Below are 24,749 nucleotides of genomic sequence, written 5' to 3' on the forward strand. Positions count from 1 at the left end.
GAGCGCTCAGCGCACCTCGACCAGGCGGGCGAAGGCGACGACGTTGCCGGCGTAGCCGTCCTGCTCGGAGAAACCGCCGCCGCAGGTGATGACGCGCAGCTCGGCCGCTCCCTTGGAGGCGTAGACCCGGTCGCCGGGGAAGTTGTCCTTCTCGAAGACCTCGATGCCGTAGATCTCGAACACGGCCGTCTTCCCGTCCTGGCGGGCCACCTCGACGCGGTTGCCCTGCTTCAGGGCCCCGAGCCCGTAGAACACGGCGGGGCCCTGCTGGTTGTCGACATGGCCGACGACGACCGACGTGCCCTTCTCGCCGGGGGTGACGGCGCCGGTGAACCAGCCGGCCAGGTTGGGGTCCTCCGGGGGCGGCGCGCCGACCCAGCCGTCCGCGTCCAGGCCCACCGGGATGATCGGTGCGTCGACCTGGATCGCCGGGATCCTCACCCGGGCCGGGAGGGCGTAGGGCAGGGGCTTCACCGCGGTGGCGAAGGCCGCGCCGGGCACGTGGTTGTCCGCCGCGGCGGCCGTCGCCGGCTGGGGCGGGCCCTCGTCGAACTCTCCCGAACCATTCCGAATGAGCGCGAGGCCCGTCAGCAGAACAAGCGCTATCACGCCCCATGGGGCGCGCTTCTTCCGCCGCGCCTCCTCCTCCGCCTCGGCAAGCTCGGACGCAGACATTCGCCATCCCCTCTCGACGCGGCCGTCGCCGTGTCAATCGCGCATATCCGAACGCTAAGTGCCGCGCGCGAAAGCGGCGACGGGGCTGGGGCGAACGGGTGGTACCGGGCCGTACCGGGGGCGCGGGAAAGCAGGACCGGCGCCTCCGGGCAGGGCATGAGGTGCGCCATCCGAGTCTGCCCCCGGAGGGAATTTCTGACGGCCCGTGACCTGCGGTGATATCGCATCCGCGGTTTTCCGGGGGTGCCTTCTCTCACCAGGACGGACCATTCCCGAAATGCGGTGCCCGGCAAGGCAACTGACTGTCTTTCTGGGAGGCGCTTTCTCGCCGATCGACCGGGGAACGGGCCCCGGGGCGTCTTCCGCGGAGGTTCACATGCGTAAGACTCGTGCCTTGGCGGTCGCCGGTGCGGCGGTCGCCGCCCTCGGCCTCTCGGCTCCCGCGGCCGTCGCGTGGGACACGCCCAGCAACATCACCGCCCTGCCCAGCGTCATCGCCCGCGGCGGCCAGCTGACCATCACGGCCGACGGCTGCAAGCACGGCGGTACGGCGACGTCCAGCGCCTTCCCGACCACCACGCTCTCGCCCGTGCCCGGCACGCGCAACGAGACGGCGAGGGGTACCGCCACCATCAACAGCAACGCCCGCCCGGGCCCGTACGACATCACGGTCACCTGCAGCGGCCGGAGCATGACCAAGCCGCAGGCCTTCACGGTGATCGGCGGCGTCCGCGGCGGTATCGGCGGCAGCAGCACCACCGGCGCGACGCCGACCGACATGGCCATCGGCGGCGGTCTGGTGGCCGCGGCGGTCGTCGGCGGTGGCGTGTTCTGGATGCGCCGCCGCGCCGAGCGGAGCATCTGACCGCCCGCCCCGGCGCTCTTCGCGCTCTTCCCCGAGCGATCGCCTCGCACGTGAACGGTCTTCGCCCCGGGTCCCCTCACGAAGGGGGACCCGGGGCGAAGACCTGCGGCGGCTGCGGAGCCCGTCGGTTCCGTCAGGAGTCCTCCCCGGTGCGGCGTCGGGCGAAGTGGTAGGCGGCGCCGAGCGAGCCGGCGATGAGCGCGGCCCCCAGGCCGAGCTCCTTGAGGTCGAAGCCGGCGAGCGTGCCGCCCTCACCGGCGTGCACCCCCTTGTGCGGGTGGTGCTTCGGGTGGGTGGGGTGGGGCGTGGGAGGCGGGGTCGGGCCGTCGTCGATCGTCAGCCGTGCGGTGCCGCTCGACTCGTCACATTCGAAGTGCACGTCGTACACCGCGCCGGGCCGGGCGTCCCAGTCGACGACGGCCGTCGTCCAGGACTCCCGCGGCGGGATCGTGACCATGTCGAAGACCGGCGAGTTGACCGCCGCCTCGCCCCGGCATGCCCTGTTGCGTTCCACACTCAGCGTGACCTCGTCGCCCGGCGCGACGGTGGAGGGCTCGACACTGAAGCCGAAGTCGTTCCTCCCGGCCGCGTCGGCGGGCGGGAGGCAGGAGGTGAGGGCGCCGGCGCCCAGCAGAACAGCCGAAGCGACGCATATCGCGCGCATGGTGAATCCTCCGGTCCCGAGGGGCAGCAGCGGACCTGTTCCGCTCTCGTCACAAATGCACCTCGATGCCCGAAACGCTAAGAAAGGGCAGGGTAAGGCGCGATCGCAATCGCGCGAACGGGTCATACCTATGGGCCGGCCGGGGGAACGCCGGTCCCCCGGCCGGGGGACGGCTGCGGCGTGTCGCGCGTCCCCCCGCCGGGGATCCGTGGTGCGGGGCGTGCTCAGTCCCCGGAGCCCGGGAAGAGGTTCAGGAACGGGTCCGCCGAGGCGGTCACGCCCCTGCTGTACGGCGAGTCGAAGTCCCAGATCAGGAACAGCAGGAAGGCGATCAGCGCCGAGAACAGCCCGGCGAGGACGAGCTCCCGCGTCGTTCTGCGGATCTGCAGGGCGAAGACCATCCCGATGGTGACGACGGCCCCGGCGATCAGCCCGAACCACACCACCCCCGGCATGGTCTCCCCGGTGGACTCCGCCCGGGCGATCCGCGCCTGGCTGGCCGCGGTCACCTGGTCGAGCAGCGGCTGGTAGGCCTGGGCCTCGAAGTCCGTCCCCGGCTCGTAGTCGGTGACGCCGGCGCGGACGCGCTCGAACAGCGCGTCGCCGCGCTCGGTGACCTCGTCCCGCTGCGCCATGGAGTCCCATTCGGTGGTGACGACATGGCTCACATACGACTCGACGTCGCCCCGGATGCGGTCGCGCACCTCCTCCGGATAGACCCGGACCCGCTCCGAGATCTCGTGCAGCGCGGTGGCCTCGGCCTGGACGTGGTCCTGGGCGGCGCTGCGCCCCTCCCAGACCCCGGCGATCGCCAGGCCCAGGACGATGGCGTACACCACGCCGATCCACATCGTCATGTACTCGATGACGTCCGGGGTCTCACTGGGGTCCTCGTCGTCGGGCGCCCTGCGGTGCCGTACGAGGGTGATGGCGACCACCACGGCGCAGGCGGCCAGCATCGCGAGGGTGAGAACAAGCCATTCCGGCAAGAGGTGCCTCCAGGGGTTCAGGGATCAGCGCGCGCGCAGCGCGGCGACGGCGACCACCGCGGGCACCGTGACGAGCAGGACGAAGGTGAGCGGCGACATCGCTCCGCCCGCCGGGCGCGGTCGCGGTGGCGCGGCGCGGTGGCGCGGGTAGTGCACGGGCTTCGCCGACGGACGCGACGCGGGGGCGGCCGGTGAGGGCGGTGGCGGTGGAGGTACGGGCTTCGGCACCGGCCGGGGGGCGGGCGCCGCGCGGGGTGCGGGCGGCGGGGGCGGTGCCGGCGGCTCGGGCGGGGCCGGGGGTCGCGGCTTCGGGGGCGGGGGCGGGGGCTTCGGCGGGGGCGGCGGGTCCGGGCTCGGTGTCGGAGTGGGAGCCGGGGCCGGCTCGGGCGGCGGGGGCTCGGGGGCCGGTGTGGGGGTGGGGGGAGGCGGAGGGGGCGAGCACGGCGGAACGGCCGGCCAGGTCATGCTTCCGGCGACCGCCACCGCCTCGGCGCCGCCCGGTCCCGTCGAGGCGTACGCGCAGGCGTCGGCCACCGCCGCTTGCGCGGGTGCGCCGACCAGCGTCCAGGTGAGCGTCGCCACGGCCAAGGCCCGTGCGGCGAAAGCGCGTTGGAGGGAGAGGGGTCCATGCACGACGAAGATCATGAGCCCAGCGCCGCCCGGACGCGCCGGGGTGCGAGGGGATTGCCCCGAACGAGGGATGTACGGGTCTCGCCGGTCATGTGGGGATTCGCCCGTACGGCGCCGTATGCGGATCCCTGTGCGGTTCCGCGCGGTGGCCGGGGGTGGAGTCGGACGGGCACGGTCCGTGGTGGCGTGGCGTGCCCGTCACGGGTTCCCGAAAGAAATTCGGCCGGTCATTGAACGCGCACCCGGCCCCCGTGCGTACTCATGGCCGTGCGGCGGCGCAGTAGGGCGCTGCAACACCCTTGCGATTATGGGGAGTTGACGATGAAGACCACCTGGCGGAGCGCCTCACTCGTGGCGAGCGCCGCGGCGGTCCTGGCGCTGACGACGGCGTGCGGTCAGGACAGCCCACCGGCGGCCAGCCAGAACGTGGGAGCCACGGCCGCGCCCGGGGACTACGGAAGCATCGGCACCGGGAACGGAGCCGGCGCCGGCGCGAGCGGCCAGGCCACGCCGGGCCCGTCCACCTCGTCCAACCCCGCGGGCAAGCTGTCGGTCTCCACCACCGAAGCGGTCGGCAAGGTGGTCACCGACAGCCTCGGACTCACCCTGTACCGCTTCGACCAGGATGCCGACCAGCCGCCCAAGTCGAACTGCGACGGCGACTGCGCCAAGACCTGGCCGCCGGTGCCCGCGGACGACGCCGAGGCCGGCGAGGGCATCGACAAGGCGCTGCTCGGCTCGGTCACCCGGGCCGACGGCACCAAGCAGCTCACGGTGGGCGGCTGGCCGGCCTACCGCTACGCCAAGGACGTCAACGCGGGTGACGTCAAGGGCCAGGGCGTGGGCGGCAAGTGGTACGCGCTCGCCCCCGACGGCAAGAAGGCCCAGGGCGGCGCGGCCGCCGATGAGGGCGGGACCGAACTGGCCGGGCTGTCCACCCGCAAGGACCCCGAGCTCGGCGAGATCGTCGTCGACAAGAACGGCATGACCGTCTACCGCTTCATGAAGGACGAGGCCTGGCCGAAGCCCGTCTCCAACTGCAGCGGCGCGTGCCTGGAGAAGTGGCCGCTGGTGGAGCCCGTCGACTACGACGACACCAAGGGCATCCAGAAGAAGGGCTACATGATCTTCGAGCGGACCGACGGCAAGGGCAAGCAGCAGACCATCAACTGCTCGCCCATCTACACCTTCGCCGGTGACAAGTCGCCCGGCGACACCAACGGGCAGGGCGTCGGCGGCACCTGGTACGCCGTCCGGCCCGACGGAAAGCCGGTCGGCGCCTCGGCACAGTAGAGAAACCTCCCCAGGGTTGATCGTCTCGTCCACCCGAAGCGCCGGCCCGGTCCGCCCCTCCGTTCCCCGCGGAGGGGCGGACCGCTGTGCGTGGCGCACCCGAACTCCTTGAATTCCCGACTTTCTTCCCTCCTCGCGGGAACGCTCCGGAATGCCTCGGCCACTGATCGTCATATGTTCGAGGGGCAGGCGGACGGGTATCAATTCGGCACGTGCCGCAGGCAGTGACCGGGAACGGATGGTCAATTTCCGTTTCGGGTCGCTCCCTTGGCGGGCGATCAGTAGCCTCTGCTCGAACACCGGATCGCCTACGCCTTGGAGAGATCGATGGAGCGTCCCGCCTGGGCCCCACGGAGCATCGACATATCGGTGCCCAGCGTCTCCCGGATGTACGACTACTACCTGGGCGGATCGCACAACTTCGAGGTCGACCGGGAAGCGGCCCGCCGGGCCATGGAGTTCATGCCGGGACTCCCCAAGATCATGCAGGCGAACCGGGCGTTCATGCGCCGCGCCGTGCGCTACGCGGCAGGCCAGGGCATCACCCAGTTCCTGGACATCGGCTCCGGCATACCCACCTTCGGCAATGTGCACGAGGTCGCCCAGAGCGCCCGCCCCGGCGCGCGCGTGGTCTACGTCGACCACGACCCGGTGGCCGTGGCGCACAGCCAGGCGGTCCTGGAGGGCAACCCGGACGCGGCCGTCGTCGCCGCCGACCTCCGCAAGCCCCGGGAGATCCTCGCCAGTTCCGAAGTGGAGCGGCTGATCGACCTGAATCAGCCAGTGGCGCTGCTCCTCGTTGCCATACTGCACTTCGTGGAGGACGAGGACGATCCGTACGGGGCGGTGGCGGAGCTGGGCGCGGCGCTCGCGCCCGGCAGCCTGCTCGTGCTCACCCACGCCTCCTACGAGGGGGTCCCGCTGCCGCAGGAGCGGGCCGGGGGCGCGGTGGACGTGTACAAGGACATCCGCAGTCCGCTGATCATGCGCTCGCGCGAGGAGATCGCGCGGTTCTTCGAGGGGTACGACATGGTGGAACCCGGACTGGTGGCGATGCCGCGCTGGCGGCCCGACACCGCACCGGAGGACGAGGATCCGTACGCGTTCTCCGGTTTCGCGGGCGTGGGGCGTACGGCGTGACCGCCGAACCGGACGGGCCGGAGGGCAGACTGCGCCGGTTCGCGACGATCTGGAGCCGGGCGGTGTTCCCGGTGACCTCGACGTCGGCGACCCGCCCGGAGTTCGAGGAACACCTGCTGCCGCTGGCACGGCGGTTGAGCGAGGCGCTGCTGGCCCGGGGCTTCGACGCCGAAGCGGGCAAGGCGGTCGGCGCCGCCCTCGTGGACGCGCACTGCACCGACCCGGAGGCGCTCAGCCGCACGCTGGACTGCGTGGACGCCTACCTCGTCCTGTACTGCGGCGGCGACGGCGACCCGGAGGGCCTGCGCGCCCGCTCCGCGCGGCTGCAGCACGCGATGGCCGCCGGCTTCGCCCGGGCGCTGCGCGAGCGGACCCTGGCCGAGCAGGAGGCCGTCGCGCAGGCCGCGCTGCAGGCGCAGGGCGTCGTCGCGCAGGCGCTGCACGCGAGCGAGGCCCGCTTCCGCGCCGTCTTCGAGGGCGCGGCCATAGGCATCGGCATGGCCGACCTCGACGGCAACATCCTGCAGGTCAACGGCGCGCTGCTGCGCATGTTCGGCGTCTCCGAGCAGGCCGTGCGCAACCGCAACGTCAGGGACTGGACCCACCCCGACGACGCCCCGCAGACCTGGCGGCTCTACGACGAACTCGTGCGCGGCGAGCGCGAGCACTACCACCTGGAGAAGGCGTTCTACCGCCCCGACGGAACGGTCCTGTGGACCAATCTGACGGTCTCCCTGCTCCGCGACGCCGACGGCAACCCGCAGTACCAGCTCGCCCTCATGGAGGACACCACCGAACGGCGGCTGCTCAACCTGCGCCTGCGCTACGAGGCCACGCACGACGCCCTCACGGGCCTGCCGAACCGCACCTTCTTCTTCGAGCGGCTGGAGAAGGCGCTGGGCGCCGGGGAGGGCCAGCGGTTCGGGCTGTGCTACCTCGACCTGGACGGCTTCAAGACCGTCAACGACAGCCTCGGCCACGCGGCCGGCGACCGGCTGCTGGTGGAGGTCGCCGACCGGCTGCAGTCCTGCGCCACCGCGCCCGGCGAGATGGTGGCGCGGCTCGGCGGCGACGAGTTCGTGGCCCTGACCACCGGACCCGACACCCAGCGCGGGGTCGAGGAACTGGCCGGCCGCATCATGAACGCGCTGCTCGCGCCGATCAGTGTCGACGGCCGGGAGCTGACCGTGCGCGGCAGCATCGGCATCGTCGAGGGCCCGGCCGGGGAGCGCAGCCCGGCCGAGGTGCTGCGCAGCGCCGACATCACCATGTACCGGGCCAAGTCGGCGGGCGGCAACCGCTTCGAGCTCGCCGACCCCGAGGCGGACGCCCGGGCGATCACCCGGCACGGGCTGACCACGGCGCTGCCGACGGCCCTGGAGCGGGGCGAGTTCTTCATCGAGTACCAGCCGCTGGTGCACCTCGGCGACGGCAGTGTGCGCGGCGCCGAGGCGCTGGTGCGCTGGCTGCACCCGCAGCACGGGGTGCTCGGCCCGGACCGGTTCATCCCGCTCGCGGAGCACACCGGGCTGATCGTGCCGCTGGGGCGGTGGGTGCTGGAGCAGTCCGTGCGGCAGGCGCGGGAGTGGCGGGAACTGCACGGCGGCGCGGACGCCGGGCCGCTGCGCATCAACGTGAACCTGTCGCCGTGCCAGCTGACCCACCCCGGCCTGGTGCAGGACACGGTCGACATCCTGGAGCGGGCCGGTGTCGCGCCGGACGCGCTGTGCCTGGAGGTCACGGAGTCGGCGCTGATCGGGGCGGACGACGATCTGCTGAAGCCGCTGCGGCGGCTGGCGGAGATGGGGGTCGACATCGCCCTGGACGACTTCGGCACGGGCTACTCCAACCTCGCCAACCTGCGCCGCCTGCCGGTCAGCGTCCTCAAACTGGACCGGTCCTTCACGCAGAGCATGCAGCAGTTCCCCGCGGACCCGGTCGACTTGAAGATCGTCGAGGGCATCGTCTCGCTGGCCCACAGCCTGGATCTCGCCGTGACGGTCGAGGGCGTGGAGACCGGCGCGCAGGCCGAGCAGCTGCGGATCCTCGGCTGCGACACGGCCCAGGGCTGGTACTACGCCCGCCCGGGCCCGCCGGAGCGGCTGCACGAGCTGACGCTGGTGGACGCGACGGGCTGACGCCCCGGGCGACCGGCCGCGGCGCGGGACGGGTCAGGCGCCCAGCCCGCGCAGCAGCAGCGCGAGACCGCCCAGGAACTCCCGGTCGGCACTGACCTTCCGGGCGTGACGGGCGGTCTCCGCCATGTGCGGGAAGGCGTCGGGCGGCAGCTCGCTGATGGCGACCGTGCCCTCGCCCGACAGCGGCCCGAGGTGCTCCAGCTGGATGGCGCCGATGACGTACCCGAGCAGGCCGCGCAGTGCCACCACCCGCCGCTCGCCGTCGAACCCGGCCTCCGTGAGCACCCCGAGCACCGACTCCGACCAGCGCAGCCCGGCGAGGGACCGGTGCCGGTGCGCGACGGTCAGGGGCACGATCGCCGGATGCGCCGCCATGGCGTCCCGCATCCGCCGCACCAGCACCTCGATCCGTTCGGGCCAGGGCGTGCCGGGGCCGGGCGGCTCGGTGTCCACGGTGCCGAGGACGAGGTCGACGACGAGCCTCTCCAGCTCTTCCCGGTCCTCCACGTACCGGTAGAGCGCCATCGTGCTCATGCCGAGTTCCTTGGCGACCGAGCGCATGGACAGCCCGGCGAGCCCGTCGCGGTCGATCACGGCGAGGGCGGCCGAGGCGAGGCGGTCATGGCTGAGGGAGCGGGGACGTGGCATGACGACGATCAGCGTACGTCATACGCCTACCTTGTCGCGTGTACGGCGTACGCCTACACTCCGTAGGAGTACGCCGTACACCTAAAAGGGAGCACACCCATGCTCATGCGCATGCCCGCACGGTCCGTGCGGCCCGGCTCCACCGTCACCGGACGCTCGATGACCACCGTCCTCGGGGACGCGGTCGCCGTCCCCGATCCCGGGCGCCTGGTCCACCTGCAGTTCCGGCGGTTCGCCGGCTGCCCGGTGTGCCATCTGCACCTGCGGTCGGTGGTCCGCAGGCACGCGGAGATCGAGGCCGCCGGCGTCCGCGAGGTCGTCGTCTTCCACTCGCCCGCCGAGGAGCTGCGCCGGCACACCGCCGACCTGCCCTTCGCGGTGGTGGCCGACCCCGGCAAGAAGCTCTACGCCGAGTTCGGCGTCGAGTCGGCTCCCCGGGCGCTGCTCAGCCCGCGCGCCTGGGGGCCGGTCGTCCGAGCCGTGCTGAGCGGCGGCCGGGAGGTCCTCCGCGGCCGGGAACGCCTCCCCGCGACCAGCCAGCCCGGCGGCAGGCTCGGCCTGCCCGCCGACTTCCTGATCGCCCCCGACGGCCGGGTCCTCGCCGCCAAGTACGGCGAGCACGTCTACGACCAGTGGCCGGTCGACGAACTCCTGCACCTGGCGTCCTCCCACCGGCCGGCCGTCTGAGCGGCGCCGGCGCCTCACCGCTCCAGCAGCATCCGCTGCAACTCCCGCGCCGCCCGCGGCGGCGCCACATCACTGCGATGCGCCAGCGCGATCGTCCGGTGCAGACCGGGCCGGGCCAGCGCGGTCACCCGCAGCCCGGCTCCGGACCTGACCGCCACCATCCGCGGCACCACGGCGACCCCGAGCCCGGCCCGTACGAAACCCAGCACCGCGTCCATCTCCCCGCCCTCCACGGCGAAGTCCGGCTCGAACCCCTCCGCGCGGCACGCGCTCACGGTCAGCTCGCGCAGGTCGTAGCCGTGCCGGAACATCACCAGGCGCTCGCCCTCCAGGTCGGCGACGCGCACCGTGCGGCCGCCCCCGCCCGGACGCGGGGCGTCCGGGGAGGAGACCACGACCAGGTCCTCGCGCAGCAGCTCCACCGTCGTCAGGGCGGGGGAGGGCGTCGGCAGCGGCAGCACCACCAGGGCCAGATCGAGGGCGCCGCGGGCCAGCTCCCGGACCAGGTCGTGCGAGCCGCCCTCCTCGATCAGCAACCGGATGCCGGGGTAGCGGTCGTGGAAGGCGCGCAGGACGTCCGGCAGCAGGCCCGTGCAGAGGCTGGGCGTGGCGCCGAGCCGGACCCGGCCCCGCCGCAGCTGCACCAGTTCCTGCACCTCGTGCCGGGCGGTGTCCGCGTCGGCGAGGATGCGCCGGGCCAGCGGCAGCAGCGCCTCCCCGGCGTCGGTGAGTGTGATGTTGCCGCGGGCGCGCAGGAACAGATCCGCGCCCAGCTCCCGCTCCAGCGCCTTGATCTGCTGCGACAGCGAGGGCTGCGCGACATGGACCAGATCGGCGGCCCGGGTGAAGTGCCGTGTCTCGGCGACGGCCACGAAGTACTGGAGCTGGGTGAACTGCATCCTCGTACGATAGCCCGCGCCTATGGAATCAAGCCGGACCATGTCTTGGACCGATCGCCCGCGCGTCCGTAGCGTGCTGTCCCATGGCTCTGGCAACGCGGACGGACCGACGGCCGTCCATGGCACGCACCGTGTGGGACTCCACCGTCGGCAAGAAGACCGTGATGGCGGTCAGCGGTCTGATCATGCTGCTCTACCTGGTCGTCCACATGATCGGGAACCTGAAGATCTTCTTCGGGGCCGGCGACTTCAACCACTACGCCCACTGGCTGCGCACCGTCGGCGAGCCGTTCATGCACTACGAGTGGACCCTCTGGCTGGTCCGGGTGGTGCTCGTGGTCGCGGTCGTCGCCCACGCCGTGTCCGCCTACCAGCTCAGCCGCCGCGACATCAAGGCCCGGCCCAGCAAGTACGTGCACAAGAAGCCGCGGGCCTCCTACGCCACGCGCACCATGCGCTGGGGCGGGATCATCCTCGGCCTGTTCATCGTCTGGCACATCCTGGACCTGACCACCGGCACCGTGCACCCCGGCTTCGAGTCGGGCCGCCCGTACCAGAACGTCGTGGACACCTTCTCCACCTGGTACGGCAACGCCCTGTACATCGTCGCGATGCTCGCCGTCGGCCTGCACGTCCGGCACGGCTTCTGGAGCGCCGCCCAGACCCTCGGCGCAGGCAGCCGCACCCGCGACCGCGCCCTGAAGACCACGGCGAACGTCCTCGCGCTGCTGCTCACGGCCGGCTTCATCGCCGTACCCGTGGGCGTCATGACCGGAGTGGTGAGCTGACATGACCGCATACACGAACTACGTCACCGGTGAGCCGGTCGCCGACACCAAGGCGCCCTCCGGGCCCGTCCACGAGCGGTGGGACAAGCGCCGCTTTGAGGCCAAGCTGGTCAACCCGGCCAACCGGCGCAAGCACACGGTGATCGTGGTCGGGACCGGCCTCGCGGGCGGCTCCGCCGGGGCCACCCTCGCCGAACAGGGCTACCGCGTCGTCCAGTTCTGCTACCAGGACTCCCCGCGCCGCGCCCACTCCATCGCCGCGCAAGGAGGCATCAACGCCGCGAAGAACTACCGCAACGACGGCGACTCCGTCCACCGGCTGTTCTACGACACCGTCAAGGGCGGCGACTTCCGCGCCCGCGAGTCCAACGTCCACCGGCTCGCGCAGATCTCCGTCGAGATCATCGACCAGTGCGTGGCGCAGGGCGTGCCGTTCGCCCGCGAGTACGGCGGGCTCCTCGACACCCGCTCCTTCGGCGGCGTCCAGGTCTCCCGGACGTTCTACGCCCGCGGCCAGACGGGTCAGCAGCTGTTGCTCGGCGCCTACCAGGCGCTCAGCCGGCAGATCGCCGCCGGCAACGTCGAGATGCACCCCCGCACCGAGATGCTCGACCTGATCGTCGTCGACGGGCGGGCACGCGGGATCGTGGCCCGCGACCTGATCACCGGGAAGATCGACACGTACTTCGCGGACGCCGTGGTGCTCGCCTCCGGCGGCTACGGCAACGTCTTCTACCTGTCGACGAACGCCATGAACTCCAACGCCACCGCGATCTGGCGCGCCCACCGGCGCGGGGCGTACTTCGCCAACCCCTGCTTCACACAGATCCACCCCACCTGCATCCCGCGCACCGGCGACCACCAGTCCAAGCTGACGCTGATGAGCGAGTCGCTGCGCAACGACGGCCGGATCTGGGTGCCGAAGGCCAAGGGCGACCGGCGGCCCGCGAACGAGATCCCCGAGGACGAGCGCGACTACTACCTGGAGCGCATCTACCCGTCCTTCGGCAACCTCGTCCCGCGCGACATCGCCTCCCGCGCCGCGAAGAACGTCTGCGACGAGGGCCGGGGAGTGGGCCCCGGCGGCCAGGGCGTCTACCTGGACTTCGCCGACGCCATCGCGCGGATGGGCCGCAAGGCCGTCGAGGCCAAGTACGGCAACCTCTTCGACATGTACCAGCGGATCACCGACGAGGATCCGTACGAGGTACCGATGCGGATCTACCCCGCCGTGCACTACACGATGGGCGGCCTGTGGGTCGACTACGACCTGCAGACCACCGTGCCCGGCCTGTTCGCGATCGGCGAGGCCAACTTCTCCGACCACGGCGCCAACCGGCTCGGCGCGTCCGCGCTGATGCAGGGCCTCGCCGACGGCTACTTCGTGCTGCCGGCCACCATCAACGACTACCTCGCCCGCAACCCCCACCACGACCCGGTCACCGACGAACACCCCGTCGTGCAGGAGGTCCTGGCCGAGACACAGGACCGGCTCGGCCTGCTGCTGTCCGTCGACGGCGACCGCACCCCCGACTCCTTCCACCGGGAGGTCGGCGAACTCATGTGGGAGTTCTGCGGCATGGCCCGCTCCGAGACGGGACTGCGCAAGGCGCTGGAGCGCATCCCGCAGATCCGCGAGGAGTTCTGGCGGCGCATCAAGGTGCCCGGTACCGGCGAGGAGTTCAACCAGTCGCTGGAGAAGGCCAACCGCATCGTCGACTACCTGGAGCTGGCCGAGCTGATGTGCCTCGACGCGCTGCACCGCGGCGAGTCCTGCGGCGGCCACTTCCGCGAGGAGTCCCAGACGCCCGACGGCGAGGCGGCCCGCAGGGACGAGGAGTTCGGCTACGCCGCCGCCTGGGAGTTCACCGGCACCGGCGAGGCCCCGGTCCTGCACAAGGAAGACCTGGTCTTCGAGTACGTCCACCCCACCCAGCGGAGCTACGCATGAAGCTCACCCTGCGCGTCTGGCGGCAGAAGAACGCCGAGGCCGAAGGCGCCATGTCCACGTACGAGGTGGACGGTGTCTCCTCCGACATGTCCTTCCTGGAGATGCTCGACACCCTCAACGAGGAACTCATCCTCAAGGGCGAGGACCCCGTCGCCTTCGACCACGACTGCCGCGAGGGCATCTGCGGTGCCTGTTCGCTCGTCATCAACGGCGACGCCCACGGCCCCGAGCGCACCACGACCTGCCAGCTGCACATGCGGTCCTTCCAGGACGGCGACACGATCGACATCGAGCCGTGGCGGGCGGCCGCCTTCCCGGTCATCAAGGACCTGGTCGTCGACCGCTCGGCCTTCGACCGGATCATCCAGGCCGGCGGCTACATCACCGCGCCGACCGGGGCCGCTCCCGAGGCGCACGCCACTCCGGTGCCCAAGCCGGACGCCGACTTCGCCTTCGAGCACGCCGAGTGCATCGGGTGCGGGGCGTGCGTGGCGGCCTGTCCCAACGGGGCGGCGATGCTGTTCACCTCCGCCAAGATCAATCACCTGAACGTGCTGCCGCAGGGCGCTCCCGAGCGGGAGACCCGGGTGCTGGACATGGTCGAGCAGATGGACGAGGAGGGCTTCGGCGGCTGCACGCTCGCCGGCGAGTGCGCCACGGCCTGCCCCAAGGGCATTCCGCTGATGTCCATCACGAGCATGAACAAGGAGTGGCTGCGGGCGACCCGCAAGGTCGCCAAGCGCTGACCCCCGCGGGGGACGCCAAGCGCTGACCCCCGCGGGGGACGAGACGTTCGCCGAGAGTGCGGACGGGCGGGACCGGGAGCGGTGCTCATCCCGGTCCCGTCTGGTTTTCTCCCCGCCTCCCGGGCCGCGCGAGCCGTTCAGCAACCTCACACCCGCTCTCCCCGCGCTCGACACGCGAAGGTCAGCCGGCATCGGGAGAACAGGGGCGGCGGATCCGCACGCCACCGCTCAGCCGCCCCCGCCTCGCCGAACCGGCCCGTGACCAGGAGAGAGCCATGACCGGTGTTCCCACGCTCGACCGCCCGCCGCAGCCCACGGCACCCACCCGCTACACCGTGGGACTCGCCCGCGACGAGGAGGACGTGCGCGCCGCCCAGCGGCTGCGGCACGACGTCTTCGCCGGTGAGATGGGCGCCCTGCTGCCCACCCCGCAGCCGGGCCACGACATCGACGCCTTCGACGCGTACTGCGACCACCTGCTGGTCCGCGAGGAGGTGTCCGGGCAGGTCGTCGGCACCTACCGGCTGCTCCCGCCGGAGCGCGCGGCGGTGGCGGGACGACTGTACTCCGAGGGCGAGTTCGACCTCTCCCGGATCGACGGGCTGCGTCCGGACCTGGTGGAGGTCGGCCGCTCCTGCGTCCATCCCGGCCACCGCGACGGCGCCGTGATCGGGCTGATCTGGGCCGGCATAGCCCGCTACATGGTCGACCGCGGCCACGAGTGGCTGGCGGGCTGCTGCTCCATCCCGCTGGCCGACGGCGGCACGCTCGCCGCCGCGACCTGGGACCGGGTGCGGGCCAAGCACCTCGCCCCCGAGGAGCACCGCGTACGGCCGCTGCGCCCCTGGCGGCCGACGGCCCCCGTCCCCGCCACGCGCGTCGAACTGCCCGCCCTGCTGCGCGGCTACCTCCGCCTCGGCGCCCGGGTCTGCGGGGAACCCGCCCACGACGCCGAGTTCGGCGTGGCCGACCTGTACGTGCTGCTGTCGATGCGCCGGGTCGACCCGCGCTATCTGCGGCACTTCCTCTCCCTCGTCCCGGCGTGACGGACAGGGCAGCAGTGAGCCCGCCTCCGCCCGGCCCCGCGGGCTTCCCGAGGCTGGGCGCACGGCGGGCCGTCGATGAGGGGGTCGGTGCGTCGGTCCATGCGGGCGACGGGGGGACCGGCCCCCTGGTCCGGGCAGTCGGCGCGCCTGCCGGGGCTTCGCTCGAGGCGGCCGGTGCGGGGACCGGCGTCTCGCCTGCCCGGACCCCGCTCCACGCGGCCGACGCGGGGACCTGGTGGCGGCCGAGCGCTCCCTGTGCGCCGCGGTCCTGTGTCGGACCCGCCGTTCGGGTCAGGGCACTGCCGTTCGCCGTCCTGCGGGTGGGCGCCGTGCTGGTTCTGCTGGTGGGCGGGATCGTGGCCAACCTGGGTGCCGCGCTTGTGGTGGGCCCGCTCGGCGGGCGGATCCCGCCGGGGCTGGTGAGGCGCTGGTGCCGGTGGGTGGTGCGCGCCGCGGGCGTACGCGTCCGGATCGACGGCGGCGTCCCGGCCGGGACCGGCCTGCTGCTCGTCGCCAACCACGTCTCCTGGCTGGACATCCCGCTGCTCGCCGCCGTCCGCCCGGCCCGGATGCTCGCCAAGGCGGAGATCCGGGCCTGGCCGGTCGCCGGATGGCTGACCGCGCGCGGCGGGGCCCTGTTCGTCGACCGGGACCGGATCCGCGCGCTGCCCGGCACCGTGGCCCGGATCGCCGGGGCGCTGCGGGCGGGGGAGGCCGTCGCCGTCTTCCCCGAGGGCAGCACCTGGTGCGGCCGCGCTCAAGGGCGGTTCCGCCGGGCCGTGTTCCAGGCCGCCCTGGACGCGGGCGTCCCCGTCCAGCCGGTGCGTCTGCGTTACCGGCTGGCAGGGGGACCGTCCACCACGACCCCCGCCTTCGTCGGCGAGGACTCCCTGCTCACATCGGTCTGGCGGGTGGCCACGGCACGCGGGCTGGTCGCCGAGGTGGAGGTGAGGCAGGTGCTGGTACCGGGCAGCGGGACCGACCGCCGCGCCCTGGCCCGGGCGGCCGAGGCCGCCACCCTGCCACGGGAGAGTCAGGCAGGGGTCCCCGGGCCGCGGCCTGCCGCACCTCTCACCGGGGCCGGGGAACCGCTGGCCGGCACGCGGGAGGCCCTCACGGCATGACCCGGGCGAGATACGGCGCCGTGGCGCTGCCGCCCGCTCGCGCCACCTCGGCCGGCGGTCCCGCCGCCACGATCCGCCCGCCCGCGTCGCCGCCGCCCGGCCCGAGGTCGATCACCCAGTCCGCGCCCGCGACCACGGACATGTCGTGCTCGACGACGATCACGGTGTGCCCGGCGTCGACCAGGCCGTGCAACTGGCGCATCAGGACGTCGACGTCCGCCGGGTGCAGGCCGGTCGTCGGCTCGTCGAGCAGGTAGAGCGTGCTGCCGCGCCGGACGCGCTGCAGCTCGCTCGCCAGCTTGATGCGCTGCGCCTCGCCGCCGGACAGCTCGGTCGCGGGCTGCCCGAGGCGCAGATAGCCCAGCCCCACGTCGAGCAGGGTGTCCAGGCTGCGGGCCACGGCCGGGGTGTCCGCGAAGAACTCCGCCGCGCCGTCCACCGTCAGATCCAGCACCTGCGCGATGTTCCGCCCCCGGTACGTCACTTCGAGCGTCTCCGGGTTGTACCGGGCGCCGCCGCAGTCGGGACAGGGCGAGTACGTGCTCGGCAGGAACAGCAGCTCCACGCTGACGAACCCCTCGCCCTGGCAGGTCTCGCACCGCCCGCCCGCCACGTTGAAGGAGAACCGGCCCACGCCGTAGCGGCGTTCACGGGCTCCGTCGGTGGCCGCGAACACCTTGCGCACCACGTCGAACAGACCGGTGTACGTGGCGAGGTTGGAGCGCGGGGTGCGGCCGATGGGCCGCTGGTCGACCGAGACCAGCCGGCCCACCCCGGCGAGGTCCTCGCTGATCTCGCCGATGAGCGTCGACTTGCCCGAGCCGGAGACACCGGTGACGGCCGTGAACACGCCGAGCGGGAACTCGGCGGTCAGCCCGCGCAGGTTGTGCCGGCTGACCGGGCCGGTCTTCAGCCACCCGCTGGGCGTCCGCACCTCGCGTGCCGGGGCGGGGGAGCGGTCGAACAGGTGGCGGGCCGTCGCCGACTCCGCGACGGACGCCAGTGCGGCCACCGGCCCGCTGTGCAGCACCCGTCCGCCGTGCTCGCCCGCCCGCGGCCCCACGTCCACCAGCCAGTCGGCGCCGCGCATGACGTCGAGGTGGTGCTCCACGACGAACACCGAGTTGCCAGCCGCCTTCAGCCGCTCCAGCACGGTCAGCAGCGCCTCGGTGTCCGCGGGGTGCAGCCCGGCCGACGGCTCGTCCAGGACGTAGACGACCCCGAACAGACCGGAGCGCAGCTGGGTGGCCAGGCGCAGGCGCTGCAGTTCGCCGGCGGAGAGGGTGGGGGTGGGGCGGTCGAGGCTGAGGTAGCCGAGGCCCAGCTCGACGACCGGTTCGATACGGGACCTGAGATCCTCGGTGAGGACCCGCGCGGTCTCGGTCGTGGCGTCGAGCGCGGCGGCCAGCTCCACCAGGGGCAGGGCCGCCAGCTCGGCGACGGTCCGGCCGCCGAACGTCACCGCCAGCGCCTCGGGGCGCAGCCTGCTGCCCCCGCACGCCGGGCAGGGGGCGCTGGTGAGGAACCGCTCGGCCTTCGCCCGCAGCGCCGGGCTCCTGGAGTCCGAGAAGGTCTTCATCACGTACCGGCGGGCGCTCGTGTAGGTGCCCTGGTACGGCCGCTGGATGCGGCCGGCGTCCCGCACGGGGTGCACGGTGACCACCGGCTGCTCGTCCGTGAACAGGATCCACTCGCGCTGGTCCGCGGGCAGGTCCCGCCACGGCCGGTCCACGTCGTGTCCGAGCGCGTCGAGGACGTCCCGGAGGTTCTTGCCCTGCCAGGCGCCCGGCCACGCGGCGATCGCGCCCTCGCGGATCGACAGCGACGGGTCGGGGACCAGCAGTTCCTCGCTCGTGCGGTGCACCCGCCCCAGGCCGTGGCACTCGGGGCAGGCCCCGGCCGCCGTGTTGGGCGAGAAGGCGTCGGAGTCGAGCCGCCCGGCGCCCGGCGGGTAGGTGCCGGCGCGGGAGAACAGCATCCGCAGGGAGTTGGAGAGGTTGGTGACCGTGCCCACCGAGGAGCGGGAGGTGGGCGCCGCCCGGCGCTGCTGGAGCGAGACCGCCGGCGGCAGACCGGTGATCTCCCCGACCTTCGGCGCGCCGACCTGGTGGATCAGCCGGCGCGCGTACGGGGCGACCGACTCGAAGTAGCGCCGCTGCGCCTCGGCGTAGATCGTGCCGAACGCCAGGGACGACTTGCCCGAGCCGGACACGCCGGTGAACACGGCCAGCACGTCCCGGGGGATGTCGACGTCGACGCCCTTCAGGTTGTGCTCGCGGGCACCGCGGACGCGGACGTACGGATCGTGGGGGCCGTGGGGGTCGTCGTGCATGAAAACCGACTCTAACCGGACGTGATCGCGGCCAGCCGCCGGTAGGAGTCCAGCAGGGCCGCGCGGTCGTAGGTGCTGGTGGTGACCAGGACCTCCTGTGCCCCGGTCTCCTTCAGCAGCGTCTCCAGCTCGTGCGCGACCTGCTCCTCGGTGCCCGCGATGTGCCCGGTGAGTCCGGCCTCGTAGAGGTCGCGTTCCCTTCCGGTCATGGTGAGCGCCTCGACGCGCTCGGCGGGCGGCAGGGGCGGGAAGGTGCCGTGGGTGCGGGAGTACGCCATGGACCAGGCCTCGGGGATCAGCAGCCGCCGCGCCTCCTCGGGTGTCCCGGCCACCGCGACCGTGCCGGAGACGACGACGTAGGGCTCGTCCGCCCAGGGCGAGGGGCGGAAATGCGCGCGGTAGTGGTCGACGCCCTGCCGCATCCGGTCCCGGTTCCTGAGGTCGCCGATGACCAGGGGCAGCCCGAGACGGGCCGCGATCCCGGCGCCCTCGCCCATGGCCAGGACGAACGGCGGCACGGTCAGGCCTTCCGCGGGGCGGGCGTGCACCCCGGTGGGGGAGGTGCCCCGGAACCAGCCGAGCAGCTCCCGCAGCTGCGCCTCGAAGTCGTCCGCGTCGCCCTTGTCACGGCCGAGCGCCTTGCGCACCCCGTCGGTGAAGCCCACCGACCGGCCCAGGCCCATGTCGATCCGGCCGGGGAACAGCGACTCCAGCACCCCGAACTGCTCGGCCACGACCAGCGGCCGGTGGTTGGGCAGCATCACCCCGCCCGTGCCGACCCGGATCGTCCCGGTCGCCGCCGCGACGGCCGCGGCCAGCACGGCCGGCGCGGAACCGGCCACCCCGGGGACCCCGTGGTGCTCCGACACCCACAGCCGGTGGAAGCCGAGCCCTTCCAACTCCCGCGCCAGCCGGACGGTGTCGCGCAGCGCCTCGGGGTGGGTGTGCCCCTCGCGGGTGCGGGAGCGGTCGAGGACGGAGAAGCGGGCCGAGGCGATCAGGGAGGTCACACGGGGTTCAACGCCCGGCGGGGCGGGGCATTCCCGGGCCGGCGCCGGCCGCTACGCCGCGTGCTCGTGGTCGCACGCCTCGTCGATGCCGTAGGTGTCCCAGGCGGGGAAGGGGTCGTCCGCGGGCGGTTCCTCGCCCTGCCGCACCAGGCACGCGGTCAGGGCCCGCTGCAGGGCGTCGGTGTCCAGCTCCGTCCCGATGAACACCAGCTCCTGCGCGTGCGGGACGTCCGTGTCCCGGGCGGCGGACGGTTCGAAGCGGGCGACGCCGCCGGCCTGCGACCACAGCCCCGTCACGCGCGGGCGGCTCGCCAGGGTGAAGAAGCCCTTGGAGCGCAGGACGCGGCCGTACGTGCCGCCGTCCAGGTCCTCGGTGACGAAGGACCACAACCGCTCGGGGTGGAAGGGCAGTTCCGAGCGGAAGACGGTGGAGGAGATGCCGTACTCCTCGGTCTCCGGGACGTGGTCGCCGTTGAGCTCGCGGACCCAGCCCGGTGCCTGCTGGGCGCGCTCCAGGTCGAACAGGCCGGTGCCGAGGACCTGGCGCAGCCCGATCCGGCCGTGGGTGGCGGGGACCAGCCGGGCGACCGGGTTGAGGCGGGTCAGGGCGGCCCGCAGGCGCGCCGCCGACTCCTCGTCGACGAGGTCGAGCTTGTTGAGGACCAGCACGTCGGCGAACTCGATCTGGTCGACGAGCAGATCGCTGACGGTGCGCTCGTCATCCTCGTACGGGGCGAGCCCTCGTTCGGCCAGGTCGTCACCGCCGGCCAGCTCGGTGAGGAAGTTGGCCGCGTCGACGACCGTGACCATGGTGTCCAGCCGGGCGACGTCGCCCAGGGTGGCGCCGTCGTCCCGGGCGAAGGCGAAGGTCGCGGCGACCGGCAGGGGCTCCGAGATGCCGGAGCTCTCGATGAGGAGGTGGTCGAAGCGGCCCTCGCGGGCCAGCCGGTCCACCTCGTCGAGCAGGTCGTCGCGCAGGGTGCAGCAGATGCAGCCGTTGGTCATCTCGACCAGGCGTTCCTCGGTCCGCGACAGCGCGGCCTCACCGCCGCGCACCAGGGCCGCGTCGATGTTGACCTCGCTCATGTCGTTGACGATGACCGCGACGCGCAGGCCCTCGCGGTTGGCCAGGACGTGGTTGAGCAGGGTGGTCTTGCCCGCCCCGAGGAATCCGGAGAGCACGGTGACGGGCAGCCTGTCGTGCGGCATCGCCCTAGCCCTCCGGCCGCAGCAGGCCGCGCTCGTACGCCTTGACCAGGTGCTGCGGGACGAGATGACGGACGCCGTCGACGGTGACCGGGACCAGGGCCGGCGTGGTGGCCTTCCACTGGGCGCGGCGGTGACGGGTGTTGCTGCGGGACATCTTCCGCTTCGGGACAGCCATGGGAATCCTCCTCGGAACTCCTGCCGGACGGGCAGGGCACCGAGGACGCTACATGAAAATGGATCCCATTAACAATCAGCGTCCCGGTGTCCTGCCGCCGGTGTCCTGCCGCTGCCGCCGGTGTCCCGGCGTCCGTCAGTCGTCGGCGCCCACGAGCATCCGCACCTCGAACTCCTCGTGCGCGGCGGGGTCCTCGGCCGGGCCCTGGTCCAGGACCGTGCCGAGCCAGCCCAGGAGGAAGCCGACCGGGATCGAGACGATGCCGGGGTTCTGCAGCGGGAACCAGGCGAAGTCGGCGTCGGGGTAGAACGAGGCCGGGGTGGAGGAGACCACGGGCGAGAACGCGGCGAGCAGCACGGAGCACAGCAGCCCGCCATAGAGGCTGAGCAGGGCGCCCTTCGCCGAGAAGCGCCGCCAGAACAGGGTGTAGACGATCGTCGGCAGGATCGCGGACGCCGCGATGGCGAAGGCGAGGAAGGCCAGCGTCGCGGTGTTCGCGCCCCAGGCGACGAGGGCGAGCAGGATCCCGAGGACGCCGATGACCGCGCCGGACAGCCGGGCGACGGCCAGTTCCTCCGTCTCGGTCGCCCGGCCCCTGCGGATCACCGCGCCGTACAGGTCGTGGGCGAGGGACGAGGCCGCCGCGAGGGTCAGCCCGACCGCCACGGCGAGCAGGGTCAGATACGCCAGGCAGGTCAGCAGCGCGGTCAGGACGCTGCCGCCCAGCTCGTGGGCGAGCAGCAGCACCGAGGCGTTCCCGGTGCTGTCCGTGCCGACGAGCGTGTCGTGGCCGAGGAGCGCGGTGGCGCCGAGGCCGAGGATGCCGGCGCCGAAGCAGACCGCGCCGACCAGGCCGACCGCCCAGACCACGGAGGAGCGCAGGACGCCGGTGCTGCGCGGGGCGAGCAGCCGCATCAGCACGTGGGGCAGGGCGGCCAGACCGAGGACGATGGCCAGTTCGAGGCTGAGGAAGTCCAGCTTGTCGGTGACGGTACCGCCGTAGCGCAGGCCGGGTTCGAGGAACTGCGGGCCGGCGCCGCTGCGTGCCGCCGCCCGCTCCAGCAGCGCGTCCGCGTTCCAGTCGAAGCGGTGCAGCACCAGCCCCGCGGTGAACAGCACGCCCACGATGAGCATCACGGCCTTGATGATCTGGATGACCGTCGCGCCGGGCATGCCGCCGAGGGAGGCGTACAGGATCACGAAGGTGCCGATCACGACCACGCACAGGGCGCGGGTGGTGGCGCTGGGCGCTCCGGTGAACTGCGTCAGCAGGGCCACGCTGCCCACGAGCTGGGCCACCAGGTAGAGCGTCGCGACGGCCAGGATGCACACGGCCAGCGCCACCCGCACCGGCCGCTGCATCCGGGGCATGCGCAGCGCCACCGTGTCGCCGAGTGTGAACGTGCCGGTGCGGTGCAGGGGTTCGGCGATCAGCAGCAGCACCATCATCCAGGCGACGGTGGTGCCGCCCAGGTACATCAGGCCGTCGTACCCGGTCAGCGCGACCAGGCCGGTGCTGCCCAGCAGGGTGGCGGCGGACAGGTAGTCGCCGCACATGGCGAGGCCGTTGCGCAGTGCCGACATGGTGCGGTTGCCCAGGTAGAACTCGCTGATCTCGTCGCGGTGGGGCGCCGTCAGCAGGGCGGTGAACAGCGTGATCACGACCACGGTCAGGAACAGCACGAACGTCAGCTGCAGGCTGTCGTCGTCGATGGCGGCGGCGGTCACCACGAGCGGAACCCCCTGGTGCCCTGCCGGAGGGGTTGTCCGGCGCCGTGCGGCCGCGCGCGGCGGGCCTGGTTCTCGCGCGCCCGGGACCGCAGGCCGCGGGCGAGGGGGTCGACCCGGGTGCGCATGTGCCGGACGTAGCACCAGGCGGTCACGCCCATGAGGGCGAACTGCCCGAGACCGAGGGTGAGTCCGACGGTGAGACGGCCGAACAGCGGCTGGTTCATCACCGCGGGAACGAAACTCGACAGCAGGACGTACAGCAGGAATCCACCCACCGACAGGATGGTCGCCCGGGTGCCGAACCGGCGCTGGGAGCGGCGCAGCGAGTGGAATTCGGGATGAGCGGATATATGCGACGCCGGAGGATGTTCGATGTGCGGGTGCGGGAATGGGGGAGTTTCGTCCCGCCTCGGTGAGAATTCGGGCACAGGCGCACCTTCTTCGCTGCTTCGTGCCCCGCACTCGACCCCTTCGAGTCAGTGTCGCGTCCGGCCTTCGGGCAGGGTGGAGGGGGCCGGACGCATCGTGGGGGTGCGGGCTCTGTGGGGGGGCGTGAAACCGAGAGAAAGAGCTCTTTCGGAAACACGCGGACGGCCTCGGGGCTCTGTGTGGGGATCCCCGACCAGCCCCGGCCACGGGTGGTGGCGAGGCTGGAAGCGGAGTATGTCAGTGCCGTCCTTGAGCCATCAACTGTGCGGGTGAATTCACCTGTCGGCATGGCTCGTTCACATCACCGTCGACGCGGGAACAGTACGGACCATGGACCATTTCCCGGCCGGGCTGTCCGAAAGGCGCCGGACGGCTCAGAAACGGGCCCCGACCGCCGCGCCGGATCGCGGCACGAGGAACGCGGGCGCCTTCGGCAGCGAGCCGTCCGCCGCCCGGGGGCCGGTGAGCGGGTTGGGGTCGGTGCTCAGGACCGAGGAGCCGTCCCAGGTGCCCCCCAGGTTCCAGGAGTTGCCGCTGACGACCGTCCGGGACCCGACGGCGGCCGGGCGCTGGTCGGCGACGGAGAGGTTGCCGGTGAGCCTGGCCGTGCCGTCCTGGACGTCGGCGTCGAATCCCGTACCGCCGTTGCCGAAGGCGGAGTTGCGGCTCAGGGCGAGGGAGCCCGGGTTGCCGTTGTCGGTGTAGCCGTGCTTCGCGTTCTTGAAGGAGGCGCTGTTGCGTACGGTGTGGGCCACCGCCGGGGCCGGGCTGCCGCCGCCGAGCTTGAAGCCGTTGCCGTCGCCGGCGAAGTCGGGGAAGCCCCAGCGGTTGTAGCCGTTGCCGTACGCGACCGTGTTCTCGATCGTCACCGGGGAGGCGAACTTCCAGGCGTCGAAACCGTCGTCGACGTTGTTCCACAGCCGGGCGCCGCGCACCACGTTGCCCGCGCCGCTGCCCTCCTTGACGGCCAGCCCGTCGGCGCTCTCGCCGTTCTTGCGCGGGTCGCGGTTGTGGTGGCTGTCCAGGTCCAGGATGAGGTTGCCGCTGGAGGCGCCCTGGAGCTGGAAGCCGGACTCGTAGTTGTCGTGGGTGTGCAGCCGGGCGAACACGTTCCCGTCGCAGCCGTCGCAGTACACGCCGTAGGGGCCGTTGACGATCTCCAGGTCCGAGATCCGCCAGTGCGAGGCCTCCATGTGCACCGCCCCGCGCTCGGCACGCGGGATGCCGCCGCCGACCGGGGTGTGGCTCGCGGGCAGCTTCTCGCCGTCGACGACGACCCGTTCGCCCGGGTGGGCGGCCAGCGTGATCGGCTGCGCGGCCGTCCCCGAGGTGGTGATGGTGATGTTGTCGGTGAGGGCGTACGTGCCGCCGCGCAGGGTGATGGTGTCACCGGGCCCGGCGAGGTCCACCGCCCGCTGGATGGTCCGCAGTGGCCGCGCGAGGGTGCCGGGGGCGGCGTCGTCGCCGTTCGGCGCCACGACCAGGGTCGTGCCCGCGGCGGCCGCCGGCCCCGTCAGTGCCATGGCCAGCGCGGCCCCCGCCGTCGCCGCCGACCAGATCCGTGCGTTGCGCATACGGCC

At 72.6% G+C, this 24,749-nt stretch carries 23 protein-coding genes; 10 read left to right on the forward strand and 13 right to left on the reverse strand.

Features of this window, described 5'->3' with window-relative positions; translation table 11 throughout:
* Positions 1–6: 6 nt before the first annotated feature.
* Positions 7–675 carry a class F sortase gene (locus ABZY20_RS07830; protein ID WP_356438102.1) on the reverse strand — a complete coding sequence of 223 codons (669 nt, stop codon included), beginning with the start codon at positions 673–675 and terminating at the stop codon, positions 7–9.
* Between the two features lie 376 nt (positions 676–1,051).
* On the opposite strand from ABZY20_RS07830, the gene ABZY20_RS07835 reads away from it, so the two are divergent.
* Positions 1,052–1,540 carry a hypothetical protein gene (locus tag ABZY20_RS07835; RefSeq protein ID WP_356438104.1) on the forward strand — a complete coding sequence of 163 codons (489 nt, stop codon included), beginning with the start codon at positions 1,052–1,054 and terminating at the stop codon, positions 1,538–1,540.
* Between the two features lie 133 nt (positions 1,541–1,673).
* On the opposite strand, the gene ABZY20_RS07840 is transcribed toward ABZY20_RS07835, so the two are convergent.
* From ABZY20_RS07840 to ABZY20_RS07850, 3 genes are all read right to left on the reverse strand, one after another.
* A complete protein-coding gene (locus ABZY20_RS07840; protein ID WP_356438106.1) occupies positions 1,674–2,204 on the reverse strand; it encodes a hypothetical protein in 531 nt (176 codons plus the stop codon).
* Between the two features lie 224 nt (positions 2,205–2,428).
* Positions 2,429–3,193: a hypothetical protein gene (locus tag ABZY20_RS07845; RefSeq protein WP_356438109.1), complete on the reverse strand. Its 765-nt coding sequence runs from the start codon at positions 3,191–3,193 to the stop codon at positions 2,429–2,431.
* A gap of 24 nt (positions 3,194–3,217) precedes the next feature.
* The gene (locus ABZY20_RS07850) at positions 3,218–3,349 is read right to left on the reverse strand and encodes a hypothetical protein (RefSeq protein WP_356438111.1); all 132 of its coding nucleotides are present in this window, start codon (positions 3,347–3,349) and stop codon (positions 3,218–3,220) included.
* 795 nt (positions 3,350–4,144) lie between these two features.
* Between ABZY20_RS07850 and ABZY20_RS07855 the strand changes: the two genes are divergently transcribed.
* From ABZY20_RS07855 to ABZY20_RS07865, 3 genes are all read left to right on the forward strand, one after another.
* A complete protein-coding gene (locus ABZY20_RS07855; RefSeq protein ID WP_356438114.1) occupies positions 4,145–5,116 on the forward strand; it encodes an SCO0930 family lipoprotein in 972 nt (323 codons plus the stop codon).
* 327 nt (positions 5,117–5,443) lie between these two features.
* Positions 5,444–6,256: an SAM-dependent methyltransferase gene (locus ABZY20_RS07860; protein ID WP_356438116.1), complete on the forward strand. Its 813-nt coding sequence runs from the start codon at positions 5,444–5,446 to the stop codon at positions 6,254–6,256.
* Complete coding sequence (locus ABZY20_RS07865; protein ID WP_356438119.1) at positions 6,253–8,394, forward strand: EAL domain-containing protein; 2,142 nt, start codon at positions 6,253–6,255, stop codon at positions 8,392–8,394. The genes ABZY20_RS07860 and ABZY20_RS07865 overlap by 4 nt, the downstream gene beginning before the upstream one ends.
* A 33-nt stretch (positions 8,395–8,427) precedes the next feature.
* Here the strand turns inward: ABZY20_RS07865 and ABZY20_RS07870 are convergent, their stop codons facing one another.
* Entirely contained in the window at positions 8,428–9,042 is a 615-nt protein-coding gene (locus tag ABZY20_RS07870; RefSeq protein ID WP_356438122.1) for a TetR/AcrR family transcriptional regulator, read from the reverse strand.
* 105 nt (positions 9,043–9,147) lie between these two features.
* Between ABZY20_RS07870 and ABZY20_RS07875 the strand changes: the two genes are divergently transcribed.
* Positions 9,148–9,729 carry a peroxiredoxin-like family protein gene (locus ABZY20_RS07875; protein ID WP_356438673.1) on the forward strand — a complete coding sequence of 194 codons (582 nt, stop codon included), beginning with the start codon at positions 9,148–9,150 and terminating at the stop codon, positions 9,727–9,729.
* A gap of 14 nt (positions 9,730–9,743) precedes the next feature.
* Here the strand turns inward: ABZY20_RS07875 and ABZY20_RS07880 are convergent, their stop codons facing one another.
* Positions 9,744–10,628, reverse strand: coding sequence for a LysR substrate-binding domain-containing protein (locus ABZY20_RS07880; protein ID WP_356438125.1), 885 nt, complete (start codon positions 10,626–10,628; stop codon positions 9,744–9,746).
* A 119-nt stretch (positions 10,629–10,747) separates the two neighbouring features.
* Here ABZY20_RS07880 and ABZY20_RS07885 point away from each other — a divergent pair, with 119 nt between their 5' ends.
* From ABZY20_RS07885 to ABZY20_RS07905, 5 genes are all read left to right on the forward strand, one after another.
* Positions 10,748–11,416, forward strand: coding sequence for a succinate dehydrogenase (locus tag ABZY20_RS07885; protein ID WP_356438128.1), 669 nt, complete (start codon positions 10,748–10,750; stop codon positions 11,414–11,416).
* Position 11,417: 1 nt separating this feature from the next.
* A complete protein-coding gene (locus ABZY20_RS07890; protein WP_356438130.1) occupies positions 11,418–13,367 on the forward strand; it encodes a fumarate reductase/succinate dehydrogenase flavoprotein subunit in 1,950 nt (649 codons plus the stop codon).
* Positions 13,364–14,113, forward strand: coding sequence for a succinate dehydrogenase/fumarate reductase iron-sulfur subunit (locus tag ABZY20_RS07895; protein ID WP_356438133.1), 750 nt, complete (start codon positions 13,364–13,366; stop codon positions 14,111–14,113). Before ABZY20_RS07890 ends, ABZY20_RS07895 begins: the two co-directional genes overlap by 4 nt.
* A 275-nt stretch (positions 14,114–14,388) precedes the next feature.
* Positions 14,389–15,159, forward strand: coding sequence for a GNAT family N-acyltransferase (locus ABZY20_RS07900; protein ID WP_356438136.1), 771 nt, complete (start codon positions 14,389–14,391; stop codon positions 15,157–15,159).
* A gap of 329 nt (positions 15,160–15,488) precedes the next feature.
* Positions 15,489–16,283, forward strand: coding sequence for a lysophospholipid acyltransferase family protein (locus ABZY20_RS07905; protein ID WP_356438139.1), 795 nt, complete (start codon positions 15,489–15,491; stop codon positions 16,281–16,283).
* Here ABZY20_RS07905 and ABZY20_RS07910 read toward each other — a convergent pair.
* The 7 genes from ABZY20_RS07910 to ABZY20_RS07940 all read right to left on the reverse strand — a co-directional run bounded on the left by ABZY20_RS07910 (position 16,273) and on the right by ABZY20_RS07940 (position 24,743).
* Positions 16,273–18,615 (reverse strand): excinuclease ABC subunit UvrA, encoded by a 2,343-nt coding sequence (locus ABZY20_RS07910; RefSeq protein ID WP_356438142.1) that lies wholly within the window; start codon positions 18,613–18,615, stop codon positions 16,273–16,275. The two genes, ABZY20_RS07905 and ABZY20_RS07910, sit on opposite strands and share 11 nt — an antisense overlap.
* An 11-nt stretch (positions 18,616–18,626) precedes the next feature.
* Positions 18,627–19,625, reverse strand: a complete 999-nt coding sequence (locus ABZY20_RS07915) for an LLM class flavin-dependent oxidoreductase (RefSeq protein ID WP_356438145.1) — start codon at positions 19,623–19,625, stop codon at positions 18,627–18,629.
* 51 nt (positions 19,626–19,676) lie between these two features.
* Positions 19,677–20,834, reverse strand: a complete 1,158-nt coding sequence (locus ABZY20_RS07920) for a GTP-binding protein (protein WP_356438148.1) — start codon at positions 20,832–20,834, stop codon at positions 19,677–19,679.
* Between the two features lie 4 nt (positions 20,835–20,838).
* Entirely contained in the window at positions 20,839–21,009 is a 171-nt protein-coding gene (gene rpmF, locus ABZY20_RS07925; RefSeq protein ID WP_356438151.1) for a 50S ribosomal protein L32, read from the reverse strand.
* Positions 21,010–21,144: 135 nt separating this feature from the next.
* Positions 21,145–22,740: a cation acetate symporter gene (locus tag ABZY20_RS07930; protein ID WP_356438154.1), complete on the reverse strand. Its 1,596-nt coding sequence runs from the start codon at positions 22,738–22,740 to the stop codon at positions 21,145–21,147.
* Positions 22,734–23,168, reverse strand: a complete 435-nt coding sequence (locus tag ABZY20_RS07935) for a DUF485 domain-containing protein (protein WP_356438157.1) — start codon at positions 23,166–23,168, stop codon at positions 22,734–22,736. The genes ABZY20_RS07930 and ABZY20_RS07935 overlap by 7 nt, the downstream gene beginning before the upstream one ends.
* Before the next feature lie 375 nt (positions 23,169–23,543).
* Positions 23,544–24,743, reverse strand: coding sequence for a right-handed parallel beta-helix repeat-containing protein (locus ABZY20_RS07940; RefSeq protein ID WP_356438160.1), 1,200 nt, complete (start codon positions 24,741–24,743; stop codon positions 23,544–23,546).
* Between the last annotated feature and the right edge of the window lie 6 nt (positions 24,744–24,749).

This window comes from Streptomyces sp. NPDC006624, assembly GCF_040611555.1.
Classification (GTDB): Bacteria; Actinomycetota; Actinomycetes; order Streptomycetales; family Streptomycetaceae; genus Streptomyces.